This window comes from Pseudomonas sp. GW821-FHT01E05 (genome assembly GCF_059422425.1).
In genome coordinates this window covers 471,643-483,913 of record NZ_JBWKWW010000005.1, presented here as the reverse complement: position 1 = coordinate 483,913, position 12,271 = coordinate 471,643, and the positions used below count along the sequence as shown (strand labels likewise).

At 60.0% G+C, this 12,271-nt stretch carries 9 protein-coding genes; 2 read left to right on the top strand and 7 right to left on the bottom strand.

Annotated features, from left to right (window positions below; genetic code table 11):
* Positions 1–35 precede the first annotated feature (35 nt).
* From AC07W5_RS14085 to AC07W5_RS14070, 4 genes are read right to left on the bottom strand one after another with little or no spacing between them, the layout of a single operon-like run.
* Complete coding sequence (locus AC07W5_RS14085; protein WP_494995639.1) at positions 36–1,988, bottom strand: acetyl-CoA carboxylase biotin carboxylase subunit; 1,953 nt, start codon at positions 1,986–1,988, stop codon at positions 36–38.
* Positions 1,988–2,803, bottom strand: coding sequence for a gamma-carboxygeranoyl-CoA hydratase (locus tag AC07W5_RS14080; RefSeq protein ID WP_495013303.1), 816 nt, complete (start codon positions 2,801–2,803; stop codon positions 1,988–1,990). Before AC07W5_RS14080 ends, AC07W5_RS14085 begins: the two co-directional genes overlap by 1 nt.
* 16 nt (positions 2,804–2,819) lie before the next feature.
* Complete coding sequence (locus AC07W5_RS14075; RefSeq protein ID WP_494995641.1) at positions 2,820–4,427, bottom strand: carboxyl transferase domain-containing protein; 1,608 nt, start codon at positions 4,425–4,427, stop codon at positions 2,820–2,822.
* A 15-nt stretch (positions 4,428–4,442) separates the two neighbouring features.
* A complete protein-coding gene (locus tag AC07W5_RS14070; RefSeq protein ID WP_495023603.1) occupies positions 4,443–5,606 on the bottom strand; it encodes an isovaleryl-CoA dehydrogenase in 1,164 nt (387 codons plus the stop codon).
* 330 nt (positions 5,607–5,936) lie between these two features.
* Here AC07W5_RS14070 and AC07W5_RS14065 point away from each other — a divergent pair, with 330 nt between their 5' ends.
* The gene (locus AC07W5_RS14065; protein WP_495023602.1) at positions 5,937–7,634 is read left to right on the top strand and encodes an AMP-binding protein; all 1,698 of its coding nucleotides are present in this window, start codon (positions 5,937–5,939) and stop codon (positions 7,632–7,634) included.
* Between the two features lie 670 nt (positions 7,635–8,304).
* On the opposite strand, the gene AC07W5_RS14060 is transcribed toward AC07W5_RS14065, so the two are convergent.
* From AC07W5_RS14060 to AC07W5_RS14050, 3 genes are all read right to left on the bottom strand, one after another.
* Positions 8,305–9,204 (bottom strand): hydroxymethylglutaryl-CoA lyase, encoded by a 900-nt coding sequence (locus AC07W5_RS14060; protein ID WP_495023601.1) that lies wholly within the window; start codon positions 9,202–9,204, stop codon positions 8,305–8,307.
* A 136-nt stretch (positions 9,205–9,340) separates the two neighbouring features.
* Entirely contained in the window at positions 9,341–9,742 is a 402-nt protein-coding gene (locus AC07W5_RS14055; RefSeq protein WP_494995745.1) for a MerR family transcriptional regulator, read from the bottom strand.
* A gap of 205 nt (positions 9,743–9,947) precedes the next feature.
* Positions 9,948–10,877, bottom strand: coding sequence for a LysR family transcriptional regulator (locus AC07W5_RS14050; RefSeq protein ID WP_494995744.1), 930 nt, complete (start codon positions 10,875–10,877; stop codon positions 9,948–9,950).
* Positions 10,878–11,029: 152 nt separating this feature from the next.
* On the opposite strand from AC07W5_RS14050, the gene AC07W5_RS14045 reads away from it, so the two are divergent.
* Positions 11,030–12,259: an acyl-CoA dehydrogenase gene (locus AC07W5_RS14045; protein WP_494995743.1), complete on the top strand. Its 1,230-nt coding sequence runs from the start codon at positions 11,030–11,032 to the stop codon at positions 12,257–12,259.
* Positions 12,260–12,271 lie beyond the last annotated feature (12 nt).

The window sequence follows — 12,271 nt, the reverse complement described above, 5'->3', positions numbered from 1 at the left end:
CTGCGCAACGCGTCGGACCGATCGCTTCACCGCGCTTACTCCTCCAATTCCACCAACGCACTGCCTTCGCTGACCATCTCGCCTTCCAGGCAATACAGCGCTTTGATCACTCCGGCATGGGGTGCGCGAATGCTGTGTTCCATCTTCATGGCTTCCAGTACCACCAATTGCGCGCCGGCTTCGACGGTTTGGCCGGCCTCCACCAGCACTCGCACGATACTGCCGTTCATCGGTGCCGTGAGGCCTGCGTGATGGCTGTGGCTGGCCTCGACCTCGACAATCGGATCGTAAGGCTTGATGCTGCGCAGATCGCCTTCCCAGTGCAGATAGAGCGTATCGCTGTGGCGTATTGCCCGATGTTGGCGACGCAGGCCGTCGCGCTCGATCAGTAACTGCTCGCCCGAAAGCTCGGCAGAGCGAGTGCCGGCAATGTCCAGGGTGACCGCTTTGTCCTGCCCCTCACAAGTCAAATGCAAGGTGGTTTGTGCCGGCAACCCGAAACGCAAACCGCTGGCAATCGCCCACGGCGAACTGCGGTCATCTTCACGCACGGTGTCCGGCAGGCTTTGAGCAAAGGCTTGAGCCGCGGCTTGCCAGAACTCATCGTTCAGCTCGTTCGGTGCGGGCAGCAGTTGTTCCTGATAGCGCGGAATAAACCCGGTATCGAGTTCCGCCGCCGCGAAGGCCGGGTGGCCAACGATACGTCGCAGGAAGCTGATGTTGGTTTTCAGCCCGCCGATGGCGAACTCATCGAGCATGCTCAGTAACCTTAAACGCGCCTGCTCACGGTTCTCGCCCCAGGCGATCAGCTTGCCGAGCATCGGGTCGTAAAACGGCGAAACAATGTCACCTTCTTCCACGCCGCTGTCGACGCGACGTCCCGGGCCTGCTGCCGATTCGCGATACAGATCAAGACGGCCAGTGGCCGGCAAAAAATCATTGCCCGGATCTTCGGCATACAACCGCACTTCGATGGCGTGGCCCCGTAACGGGACCTGTTCCTGAGTCATTGGCAGCGCTTCGCCTTGAGCGACGCGAATCTGCCAGGCCACCAGGTCGAGGCCAGTAATGGCTTCGGTGACCGGATGCTCGACCTGCAAGCGCGTGTTCATCTCCATGAAGAAGAACTCGCCGCGCGAATCCAGCAAAAACTCCACGGTGCCCGCGCCGACATAACCAATCGCCTGAGCCGCGCGCACGGCAGACTCACCCATGGCCTGGCGCAGTTCGGGACTCAGACCCGGCGCCGGCGCTTCCTCGACGACTTTCTGGTGGCGGCGCTGGATCGAGCAGTCGCGTTCGTTGAGGTACAGGCAGTTGCCATGCTGATCGGCGAACACCTGGATTTCCACATGGCGAGGCTTGAGCAGGTATTTCTCCACCAGCATCTGCGAATTGCCGAACGAGGATTGCGCTTCACGCTGAGCCGAGGCCAGGGCTTCGGCCAGCTGGCTGACATCCTCGACCACTTTCATGCCTTTACCGCCGCCACCGGCCGTGGCCTTGAGCAGCACTGGATAGCCGATGCGCTCGCAGGCGTCACGGAAGGTTTCCAGATCCTGGGCTTCGCCGTGGTAACCGGGTACCAACGGCACGCCAGCGGCTTCCATCAGGGCCTTGGCGGCGGACTTGCTGCCCATGGCGTCGATGGCCGACGCGGGCGGGCCGAGGAAGATCAAACCCGCGGCTTCGATGGCGCGGGCGAACCCGGCGTTTTCCGAGAGGAAACCGTAACCGGGGTGAATGGCCTGGGCGCCGCTGGCGTTGGCAGCGGCGATCAGTTTGTCGATCTGCAGGTAGCTGTCAGCGGCTTTGCTGCCGCCCAGGTCGACGCGGATATCGGCTTCGCGACTGTGCCGTGCATCGCGGTCGGTGGCGCTGTGCACCGCAACGGTGGTCAGGCCCAGGGCCTTGGCGGTGCGCATCACGCGGCAGGCGATTTCGCCGCGGTTGGCCACCAGCAGGGTGGTAAGAAGAGGGGCGCTCATCAACGCGGCTCCTTGGTGGTCGTGTCGGGCTGCCAGCTTGGCGGACGTTTTTGCAGGAAGGCGCGCAGGCCTTCCTGACCTTCGGGGCTGACGCGGATCCGCGCAATGGCGTTTTCGGTGTAGCGACGCAGTGCCGGGGTCAGAGCACCGTGGCCGACTTCGCGCAGCAAGTCTTTGCTGGCGCGCATGGCGCAGGGGCTATTGAGCAGCAGGTTGTTGACCCAGAGCTCGACCTGTTGCTCAAGCTCGGCGGCCGGATAGCTTTCGGCAAGCAAGCCTATTTCCCGTGCCCGTTGCCCACCGAAACGTTCGGCGGTCAGGGCATAGCGCCGCGCCGCGCGCTCGCCGATGGCCTGGACCACGAACGGACTGATCACCGCCGGCGCCAGGCCGATGCGCACTTCCGAGAGACAGAACTGCGCATCGTCAGTACCGATAGCCATGTCGCAGCAACTGATCAAGCCGAGCGCACCGCCAAAGGCCGCGCCTTGCACTACCGCCAGGGTCGGGATCTTCAGCTTGGCCAGGTTGTACATCAGCTCTGCGAGCTCGCGGGCGTCGTCGAGGTTGGTGTGATAGTCGAGTTCGGCCGACTGCTGCATCCAGGCCAGATCGGCGCCGGCGCTGAAATGCTTGCCGCGCCCGCGCACCAGCAGAAAACGCAGGCTCGTGTCACTCTGGACCTGATCCAGGGCGATGATCAGTTCGCGGATCATCTCGGCGTTGAAGGCGTTGTTCTTTTGTTCGCGGCTGAGCCACAACGTGGCGAAACCACGGGAGTCGGTCAGCAGTTCGAGGGTGTTGAAGTCGTTCATGTTTTTTCGCTCCAAGTCACATGCGGAACACACCGAAGCGGCTCGGTTCGATAGGGGCATTCAACGAGGCCGACAAGGCCAGGGCCAAGACATCGCGGGTCTGCGCCGGGTCGATGACGCCGTCGTCCCACAACCGTGCACTGGAGTAGTAGGGATGGCCTTGCCGTTCGTACTGGTCGAGGATCGGTTGCTTGATCTCGGCTTCCTGAGCGTCGGAGAAGGGATGACCGCCGCGTTCCGCCTGTTCACGCTTGACCTGCACCAGTACGCCGGCGGCCTGTTCTGCCCCCATCACGCCAATTCGTGCATTGGGCCACATCCACAAAAAGCGTGGATCGTAGGCGCGGCCACACATGCCGTAGTTACCGGCACCGAAGCTGCCGCCGATGATCACGGTGAACTTCGGCACCTTGGCGCAGGCCACAGCGGTCACCAGTTTTGCGCCGTGCTTGGCGATGCCACCGGCCTCGTATTTCTGACCGACCATGAAGCCGGTGATGTTCTGCAGAAACAGCAGGGGAATGCCGCGCTGACAGGCCAGTTCGATGAAGTGCGCACCTTTCTGCGCGGCTTCGGCGAAGAGGATGCCGTTGTTGGCGAGAATCGCAATCGGATAGCCGTGCAGATGGGCAAAACCGCAGACCAGCGTGGTACCGAACAGCGCTTTGAATTCATCGAACACCGAGCCGTCTACCAGCCGGGCGATGACTTCACGCACATCGAACGGTTGCTTGGCGTCGGCCGGCACTACGCCGTACAGCTCATCGCTGGCGAACAGCGGGGCAATCGGTGCGCGCTGTTGTAGCTCACCGAGCTTGCGCCAGTTGAGGTTGGCCACGCTGCGTCGAGCGAGTGCCAGCGCGTGTTCATCGCTGTCGGCGTAATGGTCGGCGACACCGGAAATCTTGCAGTGCACATCGGCACCACCGAGGTCTTCGGCGCTGACCACTTCACCGGTGGCCGCTTTCACCAGCGGTGGGCCAGCGAGGAAGATGGTGGCCTGCTGGCGGACCATGATCGCTTCGTCGGCCATGGCCGGCACGTAGGCGCCACCGGCGGTGCAGGAGCCCATGACGACGGCGATCTGCGGAATGCCCATGGCGCTCATGTTGGCCTGGTTGAAGAAGATTCGGCCGAAGTGCTCGCGGTCCGGGAACACTTCATCCTGACGCGGCAGGTTGGCGCCGCCGGAGTCCACCAGATAGATGCACGGCAGGCGGTTCTGCTGGGCGATGGTTTGCGCGCGCAGGTGTTTTTTTACGGTCAACGGGTAGTAGGAACCACCTTTTACCGTGGCGTCGTTGGCGACGATCATGCATTCGACGCCTTCGACCCGGCCGATCCCGGCAATCACTCCGGCGGCCGGCACATCTTCGCCGTACACCCCATAGGCCGCCAATTGGCTGATTTCCAGAAACGCTGAACCCGGATCGAGCAGGCGATTGATTCGCTCGCGCGGCAGCAGTTTGCCCCGCGAGGTGTGGCGCTCCTGCGCCTTGAGGCCGCCGCCTTGCTGGACCTGGGCGAGCAGGGTGTGCAGCGCGTCGACCTGTTCGAGCATGGCCGCGCTATTGGTCGCGAACTCCGCCGACCGCGGGTTGAGCTGGGTATGCAAAATTGCCATGGGGCGCTCGCTCCGTTAGCGGGTTTCGTTGAACAGTTCACGACCGATCAGCATGCGACGGATCTCACTGGTGCCGGCACCGATTTCATACAGCTTGGCGTCGCGCAGCAGACGGCCTGCCGGGAATTCGTTGATGTAGCCGTTACCACCGAGGATCTGGATCGCGTCGAGGGCCATTCGGGTCGCGCATTCGGCGCTGTAGAGGATCACCCCGGCGGCGTCCTTGCGGGCGGTTTCGCCACGCTCACAGGCTTGGGCCACGGCATAGAGATAGGCTCGGCTGGCGTTGAGTTGGGTATACATGTCGGCGACTTTGCCCTGGATCAGCTGGAACTCACCGATGCTCTGGCCGAACTGTTTGCGGTCATGGATGTAGGGCACCACCAGGTCCATACAGGCTTGCATGATCCCGGTCGGGCCACCGGAGAGCACCACGCGCTCGTAATCGAGGCCACTCATCAGGACTTTGACGCCGCCGTTGAGGGCGCCCAGCAGGTTCTCTTCCGGGACTTCGACGTCGTCGAAGAACAGCTCGCAGGTGTTCGAACCGCGCATGCCGAGTTTGTCGAACTTGTTGCTGCGGCTGAAGCCTTTCCAGTCACGCTCGACGATGAAGGCGCTGATGCCGTGGGGGCCTTTTTCCAGGGCGGTCTTGGCGTAGATCACATAGGTGTTGGCATCCGGGCCGTTGGTGATCCAGGTCTTGCTGCCGTTGAGGACAAAATGGTCGCCGCGTTTGTCGGCGCGCAATTTCATCGAAACCACGTCCGAGCCGGCATTCGGCTCACTCATGGCCAAGGCGCCGACGTGTTCGCCGCTGATCAGTTTCGGCAGGTATTTGGTTTTCTGTTCATGGTTGCCGTTACGGTTGATCTGATTGACGCACAGGTTGGAGTGCGCGCCGTAGGAGAGGGCGACCGAGGCCGAGCCGCGGCTGATTTCTTCCATGGCTACCACGTGGGCCAGGTAGCCCAGGCCGGCGCCGCCGTACTCTTCCGGCACGGTGATCCCGAGCAACCCCATGTCACCGAACTTGCGCCACAGGTCAGCGGGGAACAGGTTGTCGATGTCGATTTGTGCGGCGCGAGGCGCGATCTCTTTGGCGACGAAGGACTGAACCTGATCGCGCAGCATGTCGATGGTTTCGCCCAGGGCGAAGTTCAGGGTCGGGTAGTTCATGGGTCACCTTTGGTCTTTTTGTCAGGAGTGGAGGGCGCCTGATCAGCTCTCACCTTTACGTTAACGTAAGCCTGCGATGGGCGGCTGTCAATCACCCTTTACGTTAACGTCAACTTGAGCGAGAGTAGAGAGGCTTTCTGTAGGAGCGAGGCGGTCAGTAAGGGGATGTGTAGGAGCGAGCTTGCTCGCGATGGACTCAAGGGCGACGCGTTTATTCAGAAAACACGCGTTATCGTTAACGTCCATCGCGAGCAAGCTCGCTCCTACATGGCACTGGGGCAGGCCCGACTCCCACATACACACCCGCCAATAAAGACAATAGGGGTCGTTATGGATCAACCAGGTTCTTACCCAAGTCAGAGCTACACCCGTGGCTCGCAGGACAAAGCCTTACTGGCGCAGACCATTGGTCAGGCGTTCGATAACACTGTAGCGCGGTATCCAGAAGGAGAAGCGTTGGTGGTTCGCCATCAGCAACTGCGCTACAGCTGGAAACAATTGGCCGAGGTTGTCGATCTGCATGCCAGAGCGTTCCTGGCGCTGGGTATGCAGGCTGGCGAGCGCCTCGGAATCTGGGCACCGAACTGCGCCCAGTGGTGTATCAGTCAATTCGCCAGCGCGAAGATCGGTGTGATTCTGGTCAATATCAACCCGGCCTACCGCAGTTCCGAGCTGGAATATGTGCTCAAGCAATCCGGCTGCCAATGGCTGATCTGTGCCGGGTCCTTCAAGACCTCTGATTACCACGCCATGCTGCAGAGCCTGGTCCCGGAAATGGCAGAACACTCCATCGGCCAGCTGCAGAGCGAACGCTTGCCGGGCTTGCGCGGCGTCATCAGCCTTGATGCGCAGCCGCCATCGGGTTTCCTGCCGTGGTCACAGTTGTCTGCGTTGGGCGCCGGGGTGCAGACCGAACGATTGCATGCCCGGCAAAACAGTCTGCATTTCGATCAGGCGGTGAACATCCAGTACACCTCGGGCACCACCGGATTTCCCAAAGGCGCGACCCTCAGTCACTACAACATTCTCAACAACGGCTATATGGTCGGCGAAAGCCTCGGGCTGACTGCCGCGGATCGTCTGGTGATTCCGGTGCCGCTGTATCACTGCTTCGGCATGGTGATGGGCAACCTGGGGTGTGTGACCCATGGCAGTACCATGATCTACCCCGGTGATGCCTTCGATCCGTTACTGACCTTGACCACCGTCGCTGAAGAGCAGGCCACGGGGTTGTACGGCGTGCCCACCATGTTCATCGCCATGCTCGATCAACCACGGCGCGCCGAGTTCGATCTGTCGAGCCTGCGCACCGGGATCATGGCTGGAGCGACCTGTCCTATCGAGGTGATGCGCCGGGTCATCAGCGAAATGCACATGAGTGAAGTGCAGATCGCCTATGGCATGACTGAAACCAGTCCGGTGTCATTGCAGACAGGTCCTGCGGACGATCTTGAGTTACGTGTCACCACGGTCGGTCGAACCCAGCCGCAGCTGGAAAGCAAGATCATCGATGAGGCTGGCAACACGGTTGCGCGCGGTCAGGTGGGTGAGCTGTGCACCCGTGGTTACAGTGTGATGCTCGGTTACTGGAACAATCCGCAAGGCACTGCCGAGGCCATCGATCAGGCCGGCTGGATGCACACCGGTGATCTGGGAAGCATGAACGAGCAAGGCTACGTGTGCATCGCCGGGCGCAACAAAGACATGATCATTCGCGGCGGCGAAAACGTTTACCCCCGTGAGCTGGAAGAGTTCTTCTTCACTCACCCGGCGGTGGCTGATGTGCAGATCATCGGCATCCCGGATGCCAGGTATGGCGAAGAAATCGTGGCCTGGATCAAGCTCCATCCCGGCCACAGCGCCAGCGAACAGGAACTGCAAACCTGGTGCAAGGAACGCATCGCGCACTTCAAGACGCCGCGTTACTTCAAGTTCGTCGAAGAGTTTCCGATGACCGTGACCGGCAAGATTCAGAAGTTTCGGATGAGGGAGATCAGCATCGAGGAGCTGCGAGGCAAGGCCGAGTAACGGTAGGAGCAAGGCTTGCCCGCGATGAACGATGATGGGGAGGCCGTTGGATCGCGGTGTTCCCATCGCGGGCAAGCCTCGCTCCTGCAGGTCACTGGGGGATTTCGTCAGAAGCCAGAAAGCACAAAGGGGAGCCGAAGCTCCCCTTTAATTTGTTGTTACGTGCTCTTTTTTTATTATTGAGGGGCGGTCTGTTGTTGTTTTTGGCAACCGTGGCCCTTTACCGCTGTTATTGTCGATCCCCATCCGGGATCAAGAGCAAACGTATTTTTTTGAGCGCTGATCTGCTTTTTCGCTGAGCGATCCAACCAGTTCGGGAGCTACCTGAAGGTAGTTTTATTGTTCTCTGCCCGGTTGCGGGTTACTTCAAAAAGCACCCTGAAAAGCACACCTTCTCCAAAAAAATCTGTTAGCTGCGTCTCTGCCGTGTTGTTTTTGTTATGCCAGAGTCGTTACGTCTTGTTTTTATTGGGGTTGCTGCAATTTTTTTATTCTTGTTATGCCATAGAGATAGCAGAAGCCATGCCAACTTTATAAAGTCCTTTAAAATCAATGGTTTGGTAGTTTTGTAAGAAAATCCAATCTGCCAGAACCCGGTCATCTGTTTCCGTGTTACTCGTTTTTGATACGGGCTAGAGCTGTCGGTAACACCCAGACACACCCGTCCCCCTCACACTGCGCTCCGGGCTTTGGCCACGCGAGAACCCGTAGGGCGTCCCAATACCGCGCAAATCTGCTGGCCGGCGAGGATCAGGCGATCCATGTCGATCCCGGTTGTGATCCCCAGCCCGTTGAGCAGGTACAGCACGTCTTCGGTGGCGACGTTACCGCTGGCGCCTTTTGCGTATGGGCAGCCACCCAGACCGGCGATGGAGCTGTCGAACACCGCGATGCCTTCCAAAAGGCTGGCGTAGATATTGGCCAGCGCCTGGCCGTAGGTGTCGTGGAAATGTCCGGCCAGTTTTTCCCGCGGCACCTGTGCACCAACGACGTCGAACATTGTGCGCGTAGCGCCGGCGGTACCGGTGCCGATGGTGTCACCCAGAGAAACCTCATAGCAGCCCATGGCGTAAAGCTCGCGGGCCACGTAGGCGACTTGTTCGGGCGCCACATGACCTTCATATGGGCAACCCAAGACGCAGGAGACGTAACCGCGCACACTGACGCCGTGCTGTTTGGCGGCGTCCATGATCGGTACAAAACGCTCCAGGCTTTCGCTGATCGAGCAATTGATATTGCGTTGGGAAAACGCTTCGGACGCGGCGGCAAACACCGCGACTTCCTTGACCCCGGCCGCCAGCGCGTCTTCGAAACCGCGCAGGTTCGGTGCCAGCGCACCGTAGGTCACGCCCGGCTTGCGCTGGATCTGTGCGAAGACCTCGGCGGAACCGGCCATCTGCGGCACCCATTTGGGCGAAACGAAACTGCCGACTTCTATATAGCCAAGACCGGCGGCGGTCAGCGCGTCGACCAGTTGCACTTTGTCCGCCACGCTGATGGGTTGGGCTTCGTTTTGCAGACCGTCGCGAGGGCCAACTTCGATGAGGCGCACATGGGTTGGGATAGACATAAGGAGGTCACCTGGTTTTTGTAATGTGATCGTTCCCACGCTCCGCGTGGTAACGCCGCCCTGGACGCTCCGCGTCCGCTGTTGGATGTGACGCAGAGCGTCACGGGATGCATTCCCACGCAGAGCGTGGGAACGATCATTGAATGGCTTTCTGATTCTCGATGGTTTGTTCCAGCGCCTGGGTACAGCGCTCTTCAGCCGTGTCCAGTTCCAGCTTCATCTGTTCGATATCGAGCATTTGCTGTTCAAGCTGCTCGCGACGTTCGGCGATTTTCGCCAGCATGCTGTGCAACTGTTTCTGGTTGCCGCTGGTGGGGTCGTAGAGTTCGATCAGCTCGCGGCATTCGGCCAGCGAAAAGCCAATGCGTTTGCCCCGCAGAATCAACTTCAGGCTGACTTTGTCGCGGGGCGAGTAGATACGTTCCTGGCCACGCCGCTCGGGGGCGAGCAGACCTTGCTCCTCATAGAAGCGAATGGCGCGGGTGGTGATGTCGAGCTCGCGGGCGAGGTCGGAAATGCTGTAAGTCTGGCTGCTCATGGAAGCGCTCAAGAAAGGTCCTGGCACTAAGCTAATGGCTGCTTGACGTATACGTCAAGCACCTGTCTCTTGTAGGAGCGAGCGGTGCGGCGATCCGACTTGCCCGCGATGAAAGCAACACGGTGCAACAGAATGACCGCGTCATCGTTCTTCGCGGGCAAGTCGGATCGCCGCACCGCTCGCTCCTACACGGTTTGCGTGATTTTCAGGCTTTATCGAGTTTCTTCTCATGCGCTGTTACCTGCTGGCACAGCTCGATCATTTGTTCGCGCATCCAGCGGTTGGCCGGGTCCTGGTCGGTGCTTTCGTGCCAGTAGAGGTGGGTTTCAACCGGTGGTACGTCGTTGACCGGAAGGTTGACCGAATACAGGTCATGTCGACGGGCAAAACGCTCCGGTACGGTCATGACCATGTCGGTCTGCTGCAGTACTTGCGAAGCCATCAGGTAATGCTGCGAGCGCAGGGCGATTTTGCGCTGGATGCCCATTTTGCCCAGCGCCAGGTCGACATACCCCAGCCCGCTGCGGCGGCTGGAAATATGGATATGGGTCAACGACAGGTAGTCATCGAGGGTGAGTTTCTCTTTGCCCGCCAGAGGATGCCCCTTGCGCATGGCGCAGACGTAGCGGTCTTCCATCAGCTTGACGTGGCGCACTTGGGGGTCGGTGTTGAGGGGCGCATCGACGGCGAAGTCAAGGCGACCGGCGGCCAGCTCCTTGGTGGTTTCCCGGCGTTTGGACAAAAAGCTCTCAATGATCACCGTCGGCGCCAGACGCCGAAGGCGCTGGAACAGCGGCGGCAGGATCACCGCTTCCGTGAGGTCGGTCATGCTGATGCGGTAGGTCTTGACCGCCTGCGCCGGGTTGAAAATCCGGCTTTCCTGCACCGACACGCGCAACAGCGACAGTGCATTGCGCACCGGACCGATGATGTTCTGCGCCATGGGCGTGGGCACCATGCCCTGGGCGGTGCGCACGAATAACGGGTCGTTGAAGGTCTCGCGCAGGCGGGCCAGAGCATTCGAGACGGCTGGCTGAGTGATGCCGACGATTTGCCCGGCGCGGGTCAGATTGGCTTCGGTGTAGATCGCGTCGAAGACGATGAAGAGATTCAGGTCGACCTTGCTCAGATTCATGGCGCGGCACTCTTACTTTTAGGTTTCGATCAACCGATCATATATCGGTGATGAATGTTAATACACGCCGAGAATAGGTTAGGTAAATTTTCGTAGCTGTTCTAGCATCGATTGCATGACCTCAACAACCTCCTAGAAGAAGGTAGCTGCTCATGGATTTCGCTTATTCCCCGAAGGTTCAGGAACTGCGTGAGCGCGTGGCCGCGTTCATGGACGCTTACGTTTATCCGGCTGAAGCGGTGTTTGAACGCCAGGTCGCCGAAGGTGATCGCTGGCAGCCGACCGCGATCATGGAAGAACTCAAACTCAAGGCCAAGGCTGAAGGTTTGTGGAACCTGTTCCTGCCCGAATCCGAACTGGGCGCCGGCTTGACCAATCTGGAATACGCGCCGCTGGCGGAAATCATGGGCCGCTCCTTGCTGGGGCCGGAGCCGTTCAATTGCTCGGCACCGGATACCGGCAACATGGAAGTCCTGGTGCGCTACGCCAACGAAGATCAGAAACAACGCTGGCTGGAGCCACTCTTGCGCGGCGAAATCCGTTCGGCCTTCGCCATGACCGAGCCGGATGTCGCTTCCTCCGACGCCACTAACATGGCCGCCCGTGCAGTGCGCGATGGTGACGAGTGGGTGATCAATGGCAAGAAATGGTGGACCTCGGGTGCTTGCGATCCGCGCTGCAAGATCCTGATTTTCATGGGCCTGAGCAATCCGGATGCACCGCGTCATCAACAGCACTCGATGATTCTGGTGCCGGCGGATGCCCCGGGTGTAAAGATTGTCCGCCCACTACCGGTGTTCGGTTACGACGATGCGCCTCACGGCCACGCAGAAGTGCTGTTCGAAAACGTCCGCGTTCCCTACGAGAACGTGCTGCTGGGTGAGGGCCGCGGTTTTGAAATCGCCCAAGGTCGCCTTGGCCCGGGACGGATTCACCACTGCATGCGCTCCATCGGCATGGCTGAACGGGCATTGGAGTTGATGTGTAAACGTTCGGTGAATCGCACCGCGTTTGGTAAACCCCTGGCTCGTCTGGGCGGCAATATCGACAAGATCGCCGACTCGCGGATGGAAATCGACATGGCGCGGCTGCTGACACTCAAAGCGGCGTACATGATGGACACTGTCGGCAACAAGGTGGCGAAAAGCGAAATCGCCCAGATCAAGGTTGTCGCCCCCAATGTGGCCTTGAAGGTCATCGACCGGGCAATCCAGATCCATGGCGGGGCCGGGGTTTCCAATGATTTTCCGCTGGCCTATATGTATGCCATGCAGCGTACCCTGCGCCTGGCCGACGGCCCGGACGAGGTTCACCGCGCGGCGATCGGAAAGTTCGAGATCGGTAAATATGTGCCCCAAGAGATGATGCGTAGCGGGCATTAAGACCGCGTCGCT